General features: G+C 53.9%; 18 protein-coding genes and 1 tRNA gene. 12 read left to right on the top strand and 7 right to left on the bottom strand.

Annotated elements, in window-relative coordinates; translation table 11 throughout:
* Positions 1–192 precede the first annotated feature (192 nt).
* Positions 193–1,404, bottom strand: a complete 1,212-nt coding sequence (locus ACR0AU_RS05015) for an adenylate/guanylate cyclase domain-containing protein (RefSeq protein WP_480795354.1) — start codon at positions 1,402–1,404, stop codon at positions 193–195.
* A gap of 12 nt (positions 1,405–1,416) precedes the next feature.
* Entirely contained in the window at positions 1,417–2,577 is a 1,161-nt protein-coding gene (locus ACR0AU_RS05020; RefSeq protein ID WP_480795355.1) for an alginate lyase family protein, read from the bottom strand.
* A 621-nt stretch (positions 2,578–3,198) separates the two neighbouring features.
* Between ACR0AU_RS05020 and ACR0AU_RS05025 the strand changes: the two genes are divergently transcribed.
* The 4 genes from ACR0AU_RS05025 (at position 3,199) to ACR0AU_RS05040 (ending at position 8,420) form a co-directional block, all read left to right on the top strand.
* Positions 3,199–3,750, top strand: a complete 552-nt coding sequence (locus ACR0AU_RS05025; RefSeq protein ID WP_480795356.1) for a recombinase family protein — start codon at positions 3,199–3,201, stop codon at positions 3,748–3,750.
* Positions 3,751–4,498: 748 nt separating this feature from the next.
* Positions 4,499–5,278 carry a hypothetical protein gene (locus ACR0AU_RS05030; protein WP_480795357.1) on the top strand — a complete coding sequence of 260 codons (780 nt, stop codon included), beginning with the start codon at positions 4,499–4,501 and terminating at the stop codon, positions 5,276–5,278.
* 138 nt (positions 5,279–5,416) lie between these two features.
* Positions 5,417–6,301, top strand: a complete 885-nt coding sequence (locus tag ACR0AU_RS05035; protein ID WP_480795358.1) for a hypothetical protein — start codon at positions 5,417–5,419, stop codon at positions 6,299–6,301.
* 628 nt (positions 6,302–6,929) lie between these two features.
* Positions 6,930–8,420, top strand: coding sequence for a reverse transcriptase domain-containing protein (locus tag ACR0AU_RS05040; protein ID WP_480795359.1), 1,491 nt, complete (start codon positions 6,930–6,932; stop codon positions 8,418–8,420).
* 137 nt (positions 8,421–8,557) lie between these two features.
* On the opposite strand, the gene ACR0AU_RS05045 is transcribed toward ACR0AU_RS05040, so the two are convergent.
* Positions 8,558–9,880 carry a tyrosine-type recombinase/integrase gene (locus tag ACR0AU_RS05045; protein WP_480795360.1) on the bottom strand — a complete coding sequence of 441 codons (1,323 nt, stop codon included), beginning with the start codon at positions 9,878–9,880 and terminating at the stop codon, positions 8,558–8,560.
* Between the two features lie 112 nt (positions 9,881–9,992).
* Positions 9,993–10,079 (bottom strand) — tRNA-Leu (locus ACR0AU_RS05050).
* A 129-nt stretch (positions 10,080–10,208) separates the two neighbouring features.
* On the opposite strand from ACR0AU_RS05050, the gene ACR0AU_RS05055 reads away from it, so the two are divergent.
* Together ACR0AU_RS05055 and lipB are read left to right on the top strand one after the other, a co-directional pair.
* The gene (locus tag ACR0AU_RS05055) at positions 10,209–10,868 is read left to right on the top strand and encodes a DsbA family oxidoreductase (protein ID WP_480795361.1); all 660 of its coding nucleotides are present in this window, start codon (positions 10,209–10,211) and stop codon (positions 10,866–10,868) included.
* A 39-nt stretch (positions 10,869–10,907) separates the two neighbouring features.
* The gene (lipB, locus tag ACR0AU_RS05060; RefSeq protein WP_170595979.1) at positions 10,908–11,564 is read left to right on the top strand and encodes a lipoyl(octanoyl) transferase LipB; all 657 of its coding nucleotides are present in this window, start codon (positions 10,908–10,910) and stop codon (positions 11,562–11,564) included.
* Positions 11,565–11,878: 314 nt separating this feature from the next.
* Here lipB and ACR0AU_RS05065 read toward each other — a convergent pair whose 3' ends face one another.
* On the bottom strand, positions 11,879–12,814 hold the full coding sequence (locus ACR0AU_RS05065) for a cation diffusion facilitator family transporter (RefSeq protein WP_170393456.1): 936 nt from the start codon (positions 12,812–12,814) through the stop codon (positions 11,879–11,881).
* A 486-nt stretch (positions 12,815–13,300) separates the two neighbouring features.
* Positions 13,301–13,720 (bottom strand): HIT family protein, encoded by a 420-nt coding sequence (locus ACR0AU_RS05070; protein ID WP_170510549.1) that lies wholly within the window; start codon positions 13,718–13,720, stop codon positions 13,301–13,303.
* A gap of 278 nt (positions 13,721–13,998) precedes the next feature.
* Between ACR0AU_RS05070 and ctaD the strand changes: the two genes are divergently transcribed.
* The 5 genes from ctaD to ACR0AU_RS05095 all read left to right on the top strand — a co-directional run bounded on the left by ctaD (position 13,999) and on the right by ACR0AU_RS05095 (position 18,064).
* Positions 13,999–15,657: a cytochrome c oxidase subunit I gene (gene ctaD, locus ACR0AU_RS05075; RefSeq protein WP_170393460.1), complete on the top strand. Its 1,659-nt coding sequence runs from the start codon at positions 13,999–14,001 to the stop codon at positions 15,655–15,657.
* Between the two features lie 162 nt (positions 15,658–15,819).
* Positions 15,820–16,578 (top strand): bestrophin family protein, encoded by a 759-nt coding sequence (locus tag ACR0AU_RS05080; RefSeq protein WP_480795362.1) that lies wholly within the window; start codon positions 15,820–15,822, stop codon positions 16,576–16,578.
* Positions 16,571–16,849 carry a hypothetical protein gene (locus ACR0AU_RS05085; RefSeq protein WP_480795363.1) on the top strand — a complete coding sequence of 93 codons (279 nt, stop codon included), beginning with the start codon at positions 16,571–16,573 and terminating at the stop codon, positions 16,847–16,849. The genes ACR0AU_RS05080 and ACR0AU_RS05085 overlap by 8 nt, the downstream gene beginning before the upstream one ends.
* An 83-nt stretch (positions 16,850–16,932) precedes the next feature.
* Positions 16,933–17,532, top strand: coding sequence for a DsbA family protein (locus tag ACR0AU_RS05090; protein WP_480795364.1), 600 nt, complete (start codon positions 16,933–16,935; stop codon positions 17,530–17,532).
* 46 nt (positions 17,533–17,578) lie between these two features.
* Positions 17,579–18,064, top strand: coding sequence for a DUF2244 domain-containing protein (locus tag ACR0AU_RS05095; protein WP_170731889.1), 486 nt, complete (start codon positions 17,579–17,581; stop codon positions 18,062–18,064).
* On the opposite strand, the gene ACR0AU_RS05100 is transcribed toward ACR0AU_RS05095, so the two are convergent.
* Complete coding sequence (locus ACR0AU_RS05100; protein ID WP_170393469.1) at positions 18,065–18,547, bottom strand: GatB/YqeY domain-containing protein; 483 nt, start codon at positions 18,545–18,547, stop codon at positions 18,065–18,067.
* Positions 18,548–18,729: 182 nt separating this feature from the next.
* On the opposite strand from ACR0AU_RS05100, the gene carA reads away from it, so the two are divergent.
* Positions 18,730–19,896, top strand: a complete 1,167-nt coding sequence (carA, locus tag ACR0AU_RS05105; RefSeq protein WP_170510981.1) for a glutamine-hydrolyzing carbamoyl-phosphate synthase small subunit — start codon at positions 18,730–18,732, stop codon at positions 19,894–19,896.
* Positions 19,897–19,949: the final 53 nt, after the last annotated feature.

A 19,949-nucleotide genomic window follows, 5' to 3' on the forward strand; every position in this document is an offset into this window, starting at 1 on the left:
AATCCTCCGACCATTCATCTTGTTGCGTGAAGCATTGTTGGCACCGAGAAACGAGCACTAAAGTGAAGCTCCCTCAACGACACGTAAGCAGAGACTACGCGATCCCGACTTTCCGGGCGCGCAGCTTCAAGGTAGTGGCAATTCAAGAACTAGCATTTCGTTAAATTGCGCGACAAAACGAACTACGGGCCATCAATCAGCCGAGATAACTTCGCCCGGATTATCCATGTCCACTTCCATTACGTAGCCGAAAGCGGTGCTTTCACCGTTATGATCGTCCCAAAACGGTGACGGTTGAGAAATGGCATTGAAGTACCTTACGACGTGCGCTTTGTTCGCAAAATTGTTCGGCTGACCATTGGCAAAATTGGTGTACGTCGCTGGTTCTCCGCTTACCAGAACCCAGCCGCCATCTGGTTCCTTAGCGCCGGGCTCTTGATACATCCCAATCCAAGGGCCTCGTATCCCACCATCCTCAAAAACTTTCCATAAACGTTCATCATTCTTTATCAAGCTGTACACAAAATCGTTTTCTTCTTCGGAAGTAATCGAAACGAGGTAGCCACCACGATACTGGGCGTCTCTCAGTGAACTCTGCCAATCACTACCCCAAGTAAGAATGACGTAATAAGCGTGTCCGTTCCAAGTACCCGATGCCACAACGTCAGACATTTCAGGAAGGGGCGGAGCAATTGCAGGTTTGTTTTCATACCAAGGAACTACACCGGCAGACACATTGCTTATCTTCTCTTGGAAAAAATAATAACTCACCCCGAGCACCGAACAAAGAACTAAGACAAAGCCTAGAGCAGCAATCGTTGCTCTTTTTGAGATACGTGCACGCCTTCCTTCAGCGGCTTCTGACACAGTGTAAGTGCGAACTCTTCTCTCGATATTCTTGAGACGTTTGGACCCCAGGGGGCTAAAGTCAAGTGAGAGCACGCCAATGACTTGGTCGTGTACCTCACCGGACAAGCAAATTCCGCCCGGTTTTGCCAGCCCCTCCAAACGAGCGGCGATGTTTACTCCGTCCCCCAAAAGATCATCGCCCTGACGGATTACGTCTCCAACGTTAATTCCAATTCGAAAATTGATTTGACGGTCAGGTGGGATGCCGAGATTGAGGGTTCTAACACCCTCTTGAATATCTAGTGCGCAACGCACGGCCTCCACAGAGCTTCCAAACTCAGCAATGATGCTGTCACCGGCAGTGTTGGCTATTCTACCACCGTAACTTTCGATAAGTTGGTCAGTTAGCTGCCGTCTATCCGACAGCATCAAGGCAGTTCCTTCTTCGTCGACGCCTGCGAGGCGGCTATAACCCGCTACATCAGCCGCAAGAATGGCTGCGAGTGTTCGTTGAATAGCAGGCTTCTGTTCAGTTTCAGTCTCTTCTTCGGTCAAGAGGTTCACCCACTAGCGCGATGAGTAGTAACATGGGGCCCAAACCCCCGAGATTTTCGGATATGACTCGAGGTTTTTTTTACGTTCGTATCCCGCACTTCTTGGCAACCGAACACCGTACTCTCGTTGTGCAATTGCGTAGAGGTTTAGTGCCATTCGATGAACATGGGTTCGGGCATCGTTGGGATTGTTGCTATAAGAGCGCCCTCGGTTTCCGACTGAACGGAACTGAGGATGATCTGTGATACCAAGTGAAGTTAGCTTAACAGCAGAGAACAAGCGCGGACCAAGCTTTGAGTCCCTGAAATAGTCCACACCCCAAGACCTCGCGACAAGCGCATACGAAAGTGCAGCATCAAGACCGTAAGTATGGTACCAAAAACCACGCACACCCCGGTAGGAGTTCTCGTCGATATATCCTGATTTTTCAATGTACTTCAGGAAGACGCGTTTGCGCATTGACAATTCACGCCTTGCAAGATTTTTGTCGTTTGTGAGCGAAGCGTAAGCCAGAACCGCTAAGCCCATGTTGCCAAAATCGTAAATTCCGCTCTGATCAGACTTGGCCTCTGGCGATACAAAGTTCTTGTACCCCGTTTTGAACCAAGGGATCAAAACGTCTTTGTCCTCTGTTGTCAGGTATGGCTTCAAAACAGCGGCAGAGATCATCAAGTTGGCATACATACGCGCAACCATACGGGGCTGATGACGTGAACAACGACTATTTGGCCCTGCATTGTAACAAGAACTCTTCGCCTGACGTACAGTCAGGAGCCTAGGCTCGTTTTGGTAGCGGCGTCCCAAGGCCAAATTTTTCATACCATCAATTATCGTTCGAGCAAGCGGTGCATCATTGGCTGCAGCAGCGGCGTAGCTGTTGAATAGAATAACTTCCCACGGGTCTTCGAACCCACCTTTGCTGATGCTTAACGCTGTCGATTGTAGCAACGCGTCAATGTATCGTTGGTTATTCGCGTAAAGCGCGTTGAGGGCTTGTCGTGCTTTGGCTTGGCTGCGGCCCGAGCCCTTGGCGTTTTTTAAGCAGGCTGGGCCTAGCTGGTTTGCGACAAAAAATTTAGGCCCCAGTGAAGACTGTGCCGCTGCTTCTTGCGACCCGACAAACGAGAATATTGTCGCAACTATCAGAAATACTTTGAGTTTACCTGCACCCATTGAACAGAACCCCACCGAAATATAGCAGAATGAAACGCCAGACAGGGTAGCCTTGTTTCTGTTTTTTGGCAATGAAACCAAACTTCAGCGATGTGCCGACAGGCCGGACCTTTCATGTTTGATGCGATGCTGCTCATCAGAACGCAGACTGACGCCGCTAAAACCGAATGCATTAAACGCAGCTTCAGGTAGTGGGATTTCGCAATAATGGCGGGCTAAGTGCCACTAAACGCCGCTCCAATGCGAAAAACATGATCGTAAGCAACGCGAAGCAACTTTGTCGATTTTGGCAAAAAAATTTGTGGGTTCAAGATATACGCGGCTGCGCCGAGTTCCCCCCCTCGGATGTCTCAAAGAAGACAACTCTGAACGTCGGAAAGGGTTCTCGTCTGAATTCGACTGCATCGGAACCGTCAACCCATTGGCTTTAATCGATTGACATACAATACTTTTGCGAACCACTGATTGGCGGCTCAACGCGCACGGGTCTCATTTGACCGGAGTGTAACAAGACAGGTTCCAACCCCTCAGGCAGTGTCTCATTTAAGTGGGGTTGACATTTAAAACACACGTTCTTATTTAGCTTTAAGAGGTAAATGATACACATTCGGAGACAGGCAGATGCTCATCGGATACGCCCGAACATCTACAGCAGACCAGATCGCTGGCTTTGAGGCGCAGCGGCGTGAGTTGAAAGACCATGGTTGTGAGAAGGTGTTTGCTGAGCAGGTCAGCAGTGTGAAGCAGAGAGACCAACTTGAGGCAGCCATAGACTTTGCCCGTGAAGGGGACACTCTGGTTGTAACTAAGCTGGACCGTCTGGCTCGCTCGGTCCCTGACCTCATCGACATCCGCAAGCGGCTTTCGGGCAAAGGCGTAAAACTGCACATCATGAACATGCCCATGATGAACGACAGCGCCACCGCACAGATGCTTGAGACCATCCTTGGGGCTGTTGCTCAGTTTGAACGTGAGGTGATGCTTGAACGGCAGCGAGAAGGGATTGCGAAGGCCAAGGCAGAGGGGAAGTTCAAAGGACGCCCTGCCATGGACGAGACCAAGGCAGGAGCCATTCGTGAGGCGTTTCAAAACGGTGAGAAGCCAACCCAGATCGCAAGGGACTATGGGGTCAGTAGAGCGACGGTTTACAGACTGGCCAAAGAAGCGGCTTAAACGGCTGAAATCAATTAACCCCCATACAGGCAGAAAGAAAGCAGTCGCTGAGCAACAGTCATCGCTCAAACAAGCAGAAACTAATTTACCCACATCATAGCCATACTGAACACTCGTCGGCGGGTCGGAGTTAACCCTCATGCAAGCCGTGAGCAATTCACCCACCCCATAGCACTATACTGCGATAGGCATTGCCTCACTGCATTCCTGACGACTGCATTCGTGGGAAAGTTATGCACTTGCTATGGCACTACAAAGACGTTCGATGGATAGTTGTCGCCCAAAATAGCCTGAAGCAATCGACCAATTACCCGGGGGTTATCACCCCTAATAGCACTTAGTAGACGACCATTGGCTTAATTCACCCACATACAAGCCTAAACCAATTCGCCCCCACTATTGCAGCAACACGCCTGCCGCTTAACCAATTGACCCAAACTATGGCCCACACAAACGGTCAAAGGTGAACTGAAGATGCCGCAGCGTAGTAGGCCTTCAGCTACATGTTTGTGGGTACATCTATCTTACATGGTCCGGAATTCTTGGGTCTGGTGGACCGCCTAGTGATTGGGCGCGCCCGTGCGATGGGGTGTATCAGTTAAAACCCTGAGGTCCGTATTCATAATATTGCGGTCCCGAAGCCGATTTGCCCCATCCAGTGCAAAACGAGAATACCCACCCCAAAACAACCCACCCTTACCCTTATAGTTATAATTATCTCCCTCCCCCAACATCAACGGACATCAACATGCGTACCGATGCTATCGGCAGACCATTGTTCGACGAAAGGTCGTTCAATCATGCCATTCTCTTCTTCAACGATCTTCTGATCGACAACCATCCAATCAACGTCATCACGTCAGGCGGTAGAAAATGGTTGTATGCACCCGATGCACTGTCTGCCGCTGGTGTGCCCGAGGCCAAGTCAGGCGGGTACAGTAAGGCCATTGGCCGTATTCATGATATGGACAAAGTTAAGATCGCTGAAACACCGTTTTCATTCGATGACAAGCGAAAGGACAGAGGGTCTCTCATCTCACCTCGTTGCATCGCAGACTTGCTGCATAAGACCAGCAGGGGAAGAAACAGCATCGCCACTGTCGGCTTTGTAGAATGGATGAACGAACATGTACTGGAGGGGCAATCGGCAGAGCATTGGTCCCCCGCAAAACCACGCAGCCTTGAGCCGGTATTCCGCGAATCCAAACAACCTCAACCACCTCAAGGCAATCCTAAACGCGACCCTCAAGCACCTATCGGTCTATACAGATGGACGAATGATAATCGGCCTTTAGGTGCTGATGAGGTGCAGTTCTGTCTTTGCACTAAAGCATGCCGCTGCCGCCTCATGGAACTTAAGCCGTACATCCACAAGGGTGATGAAGTGGTGGACGTTTATGACGACTTTGAACCAGCTACAGCATGGCCACAGGTCTGGGCTGAGGTGTCCCGTGATGGGGCCCGACCAGACTATTTCAATGTGACCCCCATGGGACCTTTTGGTCACCATCGAGAACGGACAATCTGACTTCCGGTGCATTGCCGATTGCTGCATAAAGCTGCATTGTCAACAGCAGTGAAACTAGCTGGCAATGGCTCGCCAGAGACCTAAGACCGGGTCGAGGGAGAAGTTATGCGCTTTGCCAACTCTAGATGGGGTTTATCAATGCTCGCTGAACTTTTGGCATTCTACGAAAAGTACCCCTCAATCCTGTTTTACCTGAAAGGCAAATCACGCTCTGAGTTCAACCCTGATCTGCTTGAAGAATTAGATTTCCATGGGAAACGGCAGCGAGAAATCCTCGATGCCGCGCAGGTGTATCAAATTGACGAACCGGCAGAACTCATGCTCAGAAACTTGTCGGCCCAGATGCAAAGCGACGGTCTCGACAGCATGTTCAGCGGCGTTCGGCTGCCCTTCCCGGCAATGCTGTTGACTGTTCCAGAGCCTGCAGAGGGAACCTGGCCTTTCGCGCTAATCACACAAGACCAAGACGCCCTCTATACTCAAGTGTTCCATGCCAACAGAGACGGCATATTGCCAAACCTCTTGGTCTTTAAGTCCCAAGGGACGTCAGTTGATGTCATTCATTCACCCACACTGAAACTTGCGCGAGCAATTCAGGATGGGATCACCGAAGAGGATGCATTGGAACAAGAGAAGAACTTATGTTTTGACTTCCTGAGCATAGCTGTAGGGATGTCAATATTGTTTGAGCACAAGGCCATGTTGGAGAGAGAGGAAGTTCCGGCCTATCCTCGCGCTGAAAGACGAAGGGCACAGAAATCTGGCCGGACCCTGCCAAACAAGATGATAGTCAAAGTCAAACTTGGCGAATTGGGACAACGTCAAGTTCAAGCAAGCCCGCAAGAGACCTCAGGTGATGACGATGGCAAGACAAAACGCCGCGCGCATTGGGTTCAAGGACACTTCATGCGTAATCGTGCAGGAGGAATAAGTTGGAGGAACCCCCACGTACGGGGTGCTGGTCCTGTCATTGAACAAGAACGGCATGTCTCATTCGATGGCGAGCAACGTGGCGAGATTTGATTGTTAAGGGTCCACTGATGGTGCAACTGAAATATTCAGATGCGCAATCAGATGCTAACCTTAAGGCGCAGACTTACCTGTTCTTGCGAACATGGTGATGAAGTATCATCCTGAAGTGATGGCAAGCTATCATCAATCTTCAATGGGTCTTTCGGAGCGAACCCGTTAGTCTTCACGGTGCTATCGCTGCATGGGGTCGTGCTTTGCGATCTTTTGGTAACTATTGTCTGGGCATAAAACTCCTACCTCTACGGCAACCAGTACCTGTTGATGCAAAAATGCCACAAAGACTCACAACCGCGCCCAATTAAACAGAAATCTTCAGTGCGCAGCTTGAAGTGTTCCTAGTCCGTTCCCAAGTCAATCTCATCGGCGTCAATAGGGCGTCGCAGTCGATCGTTTAAACTGTCAAGTCCTGTTGCCAGGTACATGCAGATTTCGAGTACCATTTGTTGGGCTCCTGTATTTATCCCGGCGACGCGGCTGCGGCTTCCGGTAATTCGGTTTGCCAGTTGTATGACAATATAAGCGACCACGTCGAACGATGGGCACCACGCAGAACAGTCGGGGCCGGAACGAATAAGGGCAAGTGTCCTGCCTAATGTTTCGGCCCCTCTCGCGTAGGAATATGGAACCAAGCTTTTCGCCCAAAGACCTTAAACACTACCCTCATTTTGACCGCAGACTTTCCATCAAAGAGGCCGAAGAAATTGTTTCTGACCCCGCGCGGGTCGCCACAAATAAATTCTATCCCTTCTTTCTGTATGAAGAGACTTGGCAGCCATTTAGGACAGCTGAAAAGGAGCGACCTGAGTCAAAGTCACGGCCCATCCGATATGCTGCTCGTCGGGACGCCTATATCCTTACACATTACAGAAGAATCCTCGCCGAGAGATATGAAGAACGCCTTTCCAATTTGGGCATAGAACACTGCCCGATAGCATACCGGAAAATTCCCAAGGGCGGCGGCGGAGGCAAGTGCAACATTGACTTTGCGAAGGATGCCTTTGACGAGATTGAGAAACAGAGCGACTGCGTCGCCATCGCACTCGACATCAAAGGCTACTTCGAGAACTTGGATCACGAACGTATCAAAGAGGTCTGGTGTGACCTCCTAGCCGTTGACAGACTACCTCCCGATCACTTCACCGTCTTTAAGAATGTCACCCGGTATCACGTTGTAGACCAAAAAGATGTCTACCGCCGTCTTGGATACATTGAGACGGTCAGCGTTAATGGCTATCCCCGCGAGCGCTACACTGTTCCTTTCAAGAAGATGCCGACCCAGCTCTGTTCCCCTGCTGATTTCCGCGCCAAGATTTGCGGCGGCGACCCCACACTTCCAAGTTTGGTACGGCCCAACGCAGACGACGAAGGAAACCTCCTCAACCATGGAGTTCCGCAAGGCGCACCGATTTCCGATCTGATAGCAAACTTCTATCTTCTCGGTTTCGATGTAGCGATGAACCAGTATGCGGAGTCCCGGGGCGGTCGTTATATGAGGTATTCAGACGACATTCTTTTGATAGTTCCGGGCGGTGAAACCGAGGCGGATGAAGCAGAGGCATTCGCTGTGTGCGAAATACGCAAAAACGGTGAGAAGCTTCAGATCAAAGAAGCCAAGACTTGCATTGTTCGCTTCCTGCGCGAGGACGATGCCCTAGCCTTTCAGCATATACGCGGACCTCAAGGAAAGAACGGCTTTGAATATCTCGGCTTCCGCTTCGATGGCCGTCAGGTCTATGTCCGCGACAGCACCATATCCCGGCTGTACCGCAAGGTGGCGCTATCCGCAAAGGGTGTGGCGCGTGGCTTTGCAAAAGCTCATCCCAAAATGAACGCATCGGAGATATTGGCTACTTTCAACTACTCCGACTTCAGCCAGAGATTTAGCCGTGTTCATCCGGAAGAACTTTCGCCAGACGACTACGGCACATGGACGTTCTACAGCTACCTAAAGCGCGCATCTGAAACATTCGGAGCGCGCGGTGCACCGATCTTGCCGCAGGCGCGTAACTTCAAAGCGATTATGAAAAAGCGTATTGCCGAGGCGATGGTCAGGGCAGTGGTCCAAAGGGACAAGGCCGCAGTAGCGGCAACCGAAGCGGAAGCTGAATAGTTACTTTTTTGTTGCCAACAAAAACAAAGGGTTACGCCGAAAGAGCGCATGGACATTAGCGAAGATATGAAAAAGCGCATCCAAACTCAGATGTGTCAGCGCATCGATCAGGTGGAAGGTCTGTTGTGCCGCAAGGTTTAAAGCCCCGCCTTCACTCCCCACCTAGCGAACTCTCTAAGCCGCGCCTCACGCCCACCATAAGTATTCTCAGCGACCGACTGAGCAGAGTGCCCGAGATACCCATGACGCACCTCTACAGGCGCCCCTGCGTCCCTCAGCTTATCGCTTGCTCTATGGCGCAGCCCGTGGACTTTCATGCGCTTGTCGTCAGTGTTTTTTCTGACCGCCTTCATTAAAGCCGCAGAGGCAGCCGTAGGACCTCCGTCACGGCCATAAGAAGGGAACAGTGGCTCGTTAGCCCTACGCCCCTCTACACGCGCCCTGAGGGATTCCCTGAGGCTGTCTGAGGCTATCGGAACATACCTGTCACTGTTGCTGTTCTTGATGCCGTTGATTTCGTTCGGGGTGATCAGGATGGACGGGGTTTCCCCGGTAAGGTCAACGTCGCTAATACGCAGACCACAGGCTTCACCTAGTCGCATTCCAGTGCCTTTCAGCACCCGCCACATATCAGGAAGGTCATTGCTCCTGCCACCCTCTAGGGTCGTCTGTACCGCATCGGCAACGCCGTCTGGTAGCGGGACGTTCTTATCAAGTGAGCTAACCTGTTCTTTAGGCCACGGGAGGCGTTCGAAATGGTTGCGATCAGACGGTATTTCCAACTCCCTGACGGCATGGTTGTAAGCCGCAGCGACAATAATGACTTCACGCTGACACGACTTTAGCGCGAGTGGTTGACCGTTGGCTTTCTTGAGGCGCAATAAGTGGTCCATGAAGCAACGTGCTGTTTGGCGGTCGATGCTTTCAATGGTCACGTCTTCCAGAGGCTTCTTCATGGCATCCTTAAGACGGCCAAACGTTCGGTCTATTCTCACCATGGCCTTCCGGTCATCAGCAAGTCCCTTGTCCTGAGCGTAGGTGTCCCGCATATCAGCCAGAGTTGGCTTTGGGGGTTCCGCGTTTGGATTCAATACCGCAGCCACTACCTCGGGCGCTTCCCCTTGCTTCACTAGACCTTCGGCGACGATACCTCGCGTCAAGCTGTCATCTTCGAGACCTTGAATGCCAGTCATGTAGTGTTCTGCCAAGCGTTGCGCGTCGATGAATTTCTGCGTTGGTGACCGAGTATCAACCAGTGGGTTCCGCCTAAGGGTATCTTCGACAATGGTGTCAAAGTTTCTCAGATGGAATTGGTACTCGCGCTGAAAAGCGGCCCCTTCACGCGCTTGTATGTGCTTTTGGTAAGCATCTTCGCCGCGAATTTCACGCACCCGCTTCGGCCACCGTCTACGAAAACGCCATTGGCTATCACTAATGCAGTCGATGTATTTGATCGTCATTCTAAGGGCCATTGTGTGCTGTCCGTGTGTGTTGTTTGCGTTACGCGACACACTCGGAAAATGCTGATTGCCCTTGTTTTTAAGGCCCAAAACCAGATCGTCAAGATGGTTCTGGTGCGGTCGAGAAGACTCGAACTTCCACGGGTGTTACCCCACAGCGACCTCAACGCTGCGCGTCTACCAATTCCGCCACGACCGCACTGCCAATGACTTGGTAGAGGGGCGTATAGACGCTGAACCGCGCGATGTGAAGAGGCAAAAACACAGCCGATTGAAATCACGTGCTTTAGCCATATCTAACCGCGATACAATGCAATCTGGAGCAGCCATGCCCTCGCCCGATCCCCGCCCTACCGTGCAGATTGATGTCGTCTCGGATGTGGTCTGTCCGTGGTGTATCGTAGGTTTTCGTCAACTCGATGCCGCGCTGAAGCAAGAGAATGTGCCGGCCAGATTGCGTTGGCATCCGTTCGAACTGAACCCCAACATGGGGCCAGAGGGGCAGAATCTGAGGGAGCATATTGCCGAGAAATATGGCTCGACGCCCGAGCAAAGCCAGCAGGCGCGCGAGCGGTTGACTGCGTTGGGTACTGAACTTGGGTTCACCTTCAATTTCACTGATGACAGCAGAATCGTGAACACCTTTGCCGCGCATCAACTGCTTGACTGGGCGGAAAAACAGGGGCGTCAGCATCCGCTGAAACTGACCCTGTTCGAAACCTATTTCACCAAGCAACAGGATGTCTCTGACGTCGAGGTGTTGATGGGCGCGGTCGAGACGGCCGGGCTCGACCCGGAGGCGGCGCGAACCGCACTTGAATCAGGTGTGCATGCCCAACCGGTGCGTGAAAAACAAGATTTCTGGACCAGCCGAGGCATCTCGGGCGTGCCTTCGATGGTGTTTGGAGGGAAATATCTGCTGACCGGCGCACAGGGCACGGACACTTATGCGCAGGTCCTGCAACGCTGCCTGGCCGAGGCCGCCTGACCCCTTCCCCCTGCCCCGCAGACGGTCTAAGGAACGAGCATGGAATGGAAGACTACCGACGGGCTGATCGACTACGACGAGGCCACTGCCTTCATGGAGGCGCGCGTTGCTGCGATTGCAGCGGGTGAGGCGGACGAATGCATTTGGCTGTTGGAACACCCTCCGCTTTATACCGCTGGGACTTCTGCCAAGCGAGAAGATCTGACCGATCCGGATCGCTTTCCGGTCTATGAAAGCAAGCGCGGTGGACAGTACACCTATCACGGCCCCGGTCAGCGCGTTGTTTACGTCATGCTTGATGTGGGCAAACGCGGTCATGATGTGCGCCGCTTTGTACAGCAGCTTGAGGCATGGGTGATTGCGGCTCTGGCCGAGTTCAATGTCACCGGTGAGATCCGCGACGGCCGCGTGGGCGTCTGGGTGCAACGGCAAGACAAGCCGCTGACGATCACCGGCCAGCCAGCCGAGGACAAGATCGCGGCCATCGGCATTCGCCTGCGGAAATGGATCAGCTTTCACGGTATCTCAATCAATGTCGAGCCGAACCTGTCCCATTTCACCGGTATCGTGCCCTGCGGAATTCAGGAACACGGGGTGACCTCACTGGTCGATCTTGGGTTGCCGGTGACCATGGATGACGTCGATGTTGCGCTAAAAAAGACCTTTGATGAGGTCTTCGCCACCGAAGGCGCCTAGTTTATAGGTGATTCCACGTATTCGGACAGATCTGGCCAGAATACGCAAAAGACAATGCTAGAATTTGGGGCACTCTGTTTCGAAAATCATTCAGAAAATTCCTTTGAATGGTCTCAATTCGCCTCAAATTCAGGGATTCTTCACATCCTCTCCTTACAAACGCCATCTGACCACATAGTATGTAATGACCGTTCATGAGTGAGTGGTGTGTTAACCGGTGATCTCAGGGCTGCCCTGCGAAATCCGTGAAAGTGTTTGGTTACGAGTCTGCCGTTCCGACCCCATATCGGAACGGCAATTCTCGTTTTAGGCCCCTAAATCTGTTGATGCCCAAATCGGGTTGATCCGACGCAAGCGTGCCCGCTGGCTTCGATTTCAAGCGTAACATGACCAAGCCCAAACTTGTTCTGCAGAACCTGCTTGACCATCACCCGGATATCCTCGGCACTATCTTGTGCGTCGGGTTTGATGACCAGATGCGCCGACAGCGCGGGCTCACGCTCCTGCATGCTCCACAGATGGATGTGGTGAACTCCTGCCACGCCCGATACGCCTTCAATGGCTGTGGCGACCTCTTCCGGATCCAATTCTGTTGGCGCGCCCAACATCAGAACGCGTATGGTTTCACCGATCTCGGATTTGACGTGCCAAAGGATGTAAAGTGAGATCATGATGGTGACCGCTGGGTCGACCCAAGTCCAGTTGAAGACAATTACAGCGGTACCTGCGACAATCACGGCGACGGACCCCAATGCATCGGCCACATTGTGCAGGAATGCCGCACGAATATTCATGCTGTCCTTGGACATGGAATAGGTCAGCATAGCGGTGACAAGGTCGACGACCAATGCGATCCCAGCGATCCAGACAACGATCCAGCCATTAACCGGCTCGGGCTCGACAAACCGCATTACGCCTTCGTACAGCAGATAGACCGACAGAACGATCAGTGTTGTGTAGTTAACCAGCGCCGCTACAACCTCGGCCCGGCCATACCCGAAACTCATACGCGCGTTCGCGGGTCGACGAGCGATCTTGCGAGCAAAGAATGCGATGACCAGAGCAATCGCATCTGACAGGTTGTGCAAGGCGTCCGCAATCAAGGCGAGCGAACCTGAAATAACCCCGCCCACAATCTGTGCCAGCGTCAAGAACATATTGACCGCGATGGCCCAGGCAACGCGCGCATCTCCGGCCTGCGGATCAACATGCGCGTGGCTGTGCCCTTTGTGGGAATGCTGATGAGCCATTTTAGTGTGTCCTATTTACTGGATCACCATGCTACATAATTCCTCTAGTGACTAGAGGTTCAAGGGGGTGTTTTCGAAAATGAATGCAATCGGGGCTCCCTCATTTCGCACTGGATTCAAAGCACCTACGATCCGGTTCTGGACTTCTACCGCCGTTCGAACCTACTGCAGGTAATCGGCGCCGCTATGACGAAACCGCGCTGCGGCGGTTGCAATGCGTACGCCATGGCCAAGATCTGGCCAGCCGCTGGCCCAATTAGAGGCCTTGCTCACGCTCGAAGGTGCAAATGGAAAAACTTGAACCGGGCTAATGAAATCGCCGAACAGCAGCCTGATGATTTACGAGTCCGGATCGCACGCCTGAAAAGAATGGAACAAGACTGATCCGTATTCCTCAGGTCTGCGACGGGCAGCGCGATTACGCAAGTGTCGTGCTCCATGCGTTTGGTGATCACGACGCCTGCGACAGCTCGCTTCGAAGGTGGATCAGGTCAGTGCCGCGCGGATCTTGTCGGCGTGTTGAGCAATCAGGTCAAAATCGCCCATTTTACCGGGCGGGCGTATCGAGACGCCCTCGTGGCGCGGCAATACATGCACATGCAGGTGAAATACCTCTTGCCCGCCTGCGGCCTCATTGAATTGCTGAACGGTGACGCCATCTGCACCAAACGCTTCTTTCACAGCGTGAGCCATCTTCTGTACCGTCGCCATCACCGCTGCCAGTTGCTCGGGCGTTGCATCCAGCATGTTGCGACAGGGGGTTTTGGGGATCACCAACAAGTGCCCGTCCGCCCGGGGCATGATATCCATCAGCGCGACGGTGTCGTCGTCTTCATACACACGGTTTGACGGGATTTCTCCGCGCAGGATCTTGGCAAAGACATTTTCGGGATCATAAGCGGTCATTACAGGCCTCCGGTGTTGGACTTACCCGTTGTTCTGAGCCGCCGCTTGATGCGGGTCAAGCGGGTTTCCCCGTCACCACTTGTAATCGCAGACTGAATCCCCAAATCCCTCGCATCCGAGGTCAGATTATCGCGCAGCACAGACTGCCCGCGACAATTAATCTTGATCCAGATCAAACTCGACCATTGAAGGTCGCCCCTTCGCAATCTAAAACCAGCAGGAATCCCGCGCGTTGGAGAGGTCCGACTGCGCGGTACAGTTGCAACAGGAGGCACCTAATGGCAGACGCAGCCATTCATGGTCACGAGCATGAAGATCAGCGCGGCTTTTTCACCCGCTGGTTCATGTCGACCAACCACAAGGACATCGGGATTCTCTACCTGGTCTTTTCGGCCCTTGCCGGTCTGATCTCGGTTCTGATGACTGTCTATATGCGGCTCGAACTGATGCACCCCGGTGTTCAGTATATGTGCCTCGAAGGTTTCATGGCCGATCCATGTACCCCCAACGGTCACCTCTGGAACGTGATGATCACCTATCACGGTGTTCTGATGATGTTCTTCGTGGTCATCCCCGCCCTGTTCGGCGGATTTGGCAACTATTTCATGCCGTTGCAGATCGGCGCGCCGGACATGGCGTTCCCGCGGATGAACAACTTGTCCTTCTGGCTGTATGTCGCTGGCACCTCGCTGGGCGTCGCCTCGCTGCTCAGCCCCGGTGGTAACGACCAGCTTGGTTCAGGTGTAGGCTGGGTTCTGTATCCACCGCTGTCGACGACCGAAGGCGGCATGTCCATGGACCTTGCGATCTTCGCCGTGCACGTATCGGGCGCCTCCTCGATCCTCGGCGCAATCAACATGATCACCACCTTCCTGAATATGCGTGCCCCGGGAATGACACTGTTCAAGGTGCCTCTGTTCAGCTGGTCGATCTTCGTCACTTCGTGGCTGATTCTGCTGTCGCTGCCGGTTCTGGCAGGCGCAATCACCATGCTGCTGATGGACCGCAACTTTGGCTTTACCTTCTTTGATCCGGCTGGTGGCGGTGATCCGATCCTGTATCAGCACATCCTTTGGTTCTTTGGCCACCCGGAAGTGTACATTGTGATCCTGCCCGGCTTTGGCATCATCAGCCACGTGATCGCGACCTTCGCGCGTAAACCAATCTTCGGCTACCTGCCGATGGTCTGGGCGATCATCGCGATCGGTGTGCTGGGCTTCGTCGTATGGGCGCATCACATGTACACAGTTGGCATGTCGCTGCGCCAGCAGGCCTACTTCATGCTGGCCACGATGGTCATCGCGGTTCCGACCGGCGTTAAGGTCTTCTCGTGGATCGCGACCATGTGGGGCGGCTCGATCGAGTTCAAAACCCCGATGCTGTTCGCCTTCGGCTTCCTGTTCCTGTTCACCGTTGGTGGTGTGACCGGCGTTGTGCTGTCGCAGGCCGGCGTGGACCGTGCCTATCACGACACCTACTACGTCGTTGCGCACTTCCACTACGTGATGAGCTTGGGTGCCGTCTTCGCGATCTTCGCTGGCGTGTACTTCTACTTCTCGAAGATGACGGGCCGTCAGTATTCCGAGTTCTGGGGCAAGGTTCACTTCTGGCTGTTCTTCATCGGCGCCAACCTGACCTTCTTCCCGCAGCACTTCCTGGGCCGTCAGGGCATGCCACGCCGCTATATCGACTACCCTGAAGCGTTTGCTCAGTGGAACTTCGTTTCGTCGATTGGTGCGTTCATCTCGTTCGCCTCGTTCCTGCTGTTCTTCGGCATCGTGATCTACGCCCTGCTGCGTGGTGCGAAAGAGACACGCCCGAACCCGTGGAACGAATACGCGGATACGTTGGAATGGACCCTGCCCACGCCGCCGCCTGAACACACGTTCGAGCAGCTGCCCAAGCAGGAAGACTGGGACAAGGGCCACGCGCACTAATCCCGCCATCCAAACCAAATTCAGCAAAGCCCCGCCCCGTGCGGGGCTTTGTGTTTTTTATGCCCCCAGTCCGCAACTTGCTGCACCCAACACGTAGACGCACCAAAGATCAGGCCGCTAGTATTTGCGAAAACAGCATAATCTAAGACGGGTGCGCGCCACATGATTCTCCATCACGGCATCACACTTCGGCAACTGGTCAAAGGCTCTGCCGGGTTCATTTGCATCGTCATGGCCTGGATACTCCTGCTTGAACTAGTGGATGAAGTTACTCCGCTTGAGTTGATCTCGAACTCCAGCCCACCGGTCACGATGCTGGGTTTGGCAGTGGCATTTTTTCTGGGTTTCAAGAACACCTCGGCCTATGGCCGCTGGGTTGAGGCCCGCAAGATCTGGGGGGACATCGTCAACGCCAGTCGCGATTGGGGCAACACGATCAGCAATCTGGTTCAGGCTGACGGCACGCCGCTTGCGCCCGAGATACGGCGTGAATTGCTGGAACGTCATATCGCTTGGCTCAACATGCTGGCATTTCAGCTGCGCCAGCCCGCTACGCATGGACGTGCCCGCCGCCCGTGGATGTTCGGGCACAAACCGGTCGTGGACAAAATCGCGCTGCATCAGGAACCCGAATGCTGGCGCGATACCCAACTGGCGGCTGATATGCCTCTGCTCGAAGGGAAATCCAACCGTGCCGCGTACCTGTTGTTTCTTCAGGGTGAGCGGCTTTCATCACTGGCGCAATCCGGCAAGATCGACCCCTATTGGCATGTGGCGCTGATGAACCGGCTAGCACGGTTTGCAGACGCGCAAGGCCAAAGCGAACGTATCAAGAATACCCCCTTCCCCGCGGCAGGTCGCCGAGGTCGGGCGCATCTTCAGCTATATTTTTATCTTCATGTTACCGCTGGCGTTGAATGACCAACGCTCGATCACCGCTGGCATGGGCTACTCGGTAACAAAATCCGTTCTGCTTGACTGGGCAGTCTTTGCTCCGATCGGGGCGTTGGTTTGCTGGATTTTCTTCGTGACTGAACGGGTCAGCGCCTCGATGGAGGACCCGTTCGAAGGCGACGTAACCGATGTTCCGATCTCGTCCATCTGCCGTATGATCGAAATCGACCTGCGCCAGATGACTTCCTGCGGCACTGCCCCTCAGCCGACAGAACCCATCGATAAAGCGCTACTTTGACCACTTAAATTGGGCAAAGATCGAAAAAACCTCCGTTTTGCGGTATTCTGGTTGGCAAAGCCCCTTTTGACAGGAGCCTTGCTATGCCCGAGATCGACTTTTGGTATTCAATCGGCAGCACTTACAGTTTTCTGACCATCACGCGCCTGGATGGCTGGTGCGAAGAAAACGATGCGACAGTAACCTGGCGCCCCTTCAACGTGCGCACGGTGATGTCGGAACAGCAAAATATTCCCTTCGCTGGCAAACCGGTGAAGTCGGCCTATATGTGGCGCGATATTGAGCGGCGCGCTGCGAAATATCACATCCACGCCAAACTTCCCGCCCCCTATCCAATTTCTAACCTGGCGCTGGCAAATCAGGTGGCTTTGCTGGGCATGCAGGACGGCTGGGGCGCCGGGTTCACGCAAAATCTTTATCGGATCTGGTTCGAGGACGGGATTGAAGCCGGTAGCGAAAGCGCCATTTCCGAAGCCCTGCTTCGGTGCCAACAAGATCCACGCCTGATGCTTGCCCGTGCCCGCAGCCCGGACGCTGTTGCAGCCTTGGAGGACGAGACAAACAAGGCCATCAAACTGGGGGTTTTCGGCGCACCCAGCTTTGTTGTCCGCGACGAAGTGTTCTGGGGTGATGACCGGCTTGACGATGCCCTGTCGTGGGTCCGCGTCGGCCACGTTGTCTGACTGATTTTTGCTTCGACATTGCGCCGGTCTGAGCTAGGTTCTCGCCATGCCTTATCAATGGACAGAAAACTCGGACGCTGAACAGGAACTGCGGCTTTGGCCGCACAACTCCTTGCCACCACGTGGTGCAATGACCGTCATCTTGTCGGTGTTCCTGCTCGGACTGATCCCGCTGCTGGCGATGTTGGGTTCGATCGTCCTGTGGGGTCTGCTGCCGTTCCTGCTGCTGACGGTTCTGGGCCTCTGGTTGGCAATCCAGACAAACTATCGCGCGCGCAGCGTGTTCGAGGTTCTGACCTTAGGCCAGACGCAAGCCCACCTTGTGCACCACCACCCAGACAAGGGCGATCAGGAATGGACCTGCAACCGCTATTGGGCCCGTCCCGAAATGCACACCAGCGGTGGTCCGGTACCCCACTACGTAACGCTGATCGGCGATGGGCGCGAAGTTGAGATCGGCGCGTTCCTGTCCGAGGACGAGCGGATCGCGCTGTTTGATGATCTGAGTCAGAAACTGCGCAAATCGACGTGATTAAGCGCCGTTGGAGTTAGCGCAAAGATGATCTTTGACCATCGGTCCTACTTTGCCGAAATCCATCTGACCGGTATAGCGCGACTTCAACTCGCCCATCACCTTGCCCATATCGCGGATTGAGCCCGCCCCAGTAGACGTGATGGCGGTCTGAATGGCCTTGCTAACTTCGTCGTCGTCCAGCTGTTTGGGCAGGAATTCCTCAATCACCTCAACCTCGCGCAGTTCCCGCTCGGCCAAATCAAGGCGTCCGCCCTCTTCATAGGCGCGTGCGCTTTCCTTGCGCTGCTTGGTCATTTTACCCAGAATTTCAAGCACTTCAGCATCGCCGCAGCCCTTGGTCTCTTCATTGTCAGAGGCGCGCGAAGCAATATCACGATCCTTGATCGCCGCATTGATCAGGCGCAGTGTCGAAAGACGCTCGGCGGCTTTGTCTTTCATAGCTTGCTTCAGGGCAGAGTTCACCCGTGATCGCATATCCATATGGTCTGTCCATCCCCATGGCAAAGGAACCCTGACCATATCGAAACAAAAAGGTTGGTACAACAGTGGACATTAATTGTAACTCATTGATTTTTAACAATAGCCCAAAATTTGAACAGACTTGACCCTAGCGTATAACCCACTTAGTTATGCGCCCGTTTACCTTGCAGGAGAGTCGCGCCATGGCCCAGAACGCCCCGTCCAAGCCCACCGCATGTCTGGCGTTGGCCGATGGAACCCTGTTTTACGGTGTGGGCTTCGGCGCAACCGGTCAAACCGAGGCCGAGTTGTGTTTCAACACCGCCATGACGGGCTATCAAGAGATCATGACCGATCCTTCTTATGCGGGCCAGATCGTGACCTTCACTTTCCCGCATATCGGCAATGTCGGAGTGAATCCCGAAGATGACGAAACCGGCGACCCGGTGGCAGCCGGGATGGTGGTCAAATGGGACCCGACCGAGCCGTCGAATTGGCGCGCGACAGAAGAGCTAAAAAGCTGGTTAGCCCGCCGTGGTCGCATCGCAATCGGCGGCGTCGATACCCGCCGCCTGACCCGCGCGATCCGCCAGCAAGGCGCACCGCACGTGGCGCTAGCTCATGATCCCGAGGGAAACTTCGATATCGAAGCCCTGATTGCTGCAGCGCGTAGTTTTGCGGGTCTCGAAGGGATGGATCTGGCCAAAGAAGTCACCTGCGCCCAAAGCTATCGCTGGGATGAGATGCGTTGGGCTTGGCCCGATGGCTACCAGCGTCAGGAAGCTCCGATGCACAAGGTGGTCGCGATCGACTATGGTGCCAAGCGCAACATCTTGCGCTGCCTCGCCTCGGCGGGTTGCGACGTAACCGTATTGCCCGCCACCGCAACGGCTGCGGAGGTGCTGGCACACAAGCCGGACGGAGTGTTCCTGTCAAACGGACCCGGCGATCCGGCGGCTACCGGCGAATATGCTGTTCCGATGATAAAGGAAGTGCTGGATACAACAAATCTGCCCGTCTTTGGCATTTGCCTAGGCCATCAGATGCTGGCACTGGCGCTTGGCGGGCAGACGATCAAGATGAACCACGGCCACCATGGTGCCAATCATCCGGTCAAGGATATGGAAACCGGCAAGGTCGAGATCACCTCGATGAACCACGGCTTCGCCGTGGACGCGGAAACACTGCCCGATGGCGTAGTCGAAACGCATCGCTCTCTGTTTGACGGCTCGAACTGCGGCATCCGCATGACGGGTCGCCCGGTTTATTCGGTGCAGCATCATCCAGAAGCGTCACCCGGCCCGCAGGACAGTTTCTACCTGTTCGAACGCTTTGCCGCGGCGATGGCGGATCAAAAAGCACAAGCTTAAAGGCGAATTCAACAGCGTTAACCGTGTGTTAACTCTGACTAAGCAACCCTGCC

It is taken from the genome of Ruegeria sp. CG1 (assembly GCF_056537265.1).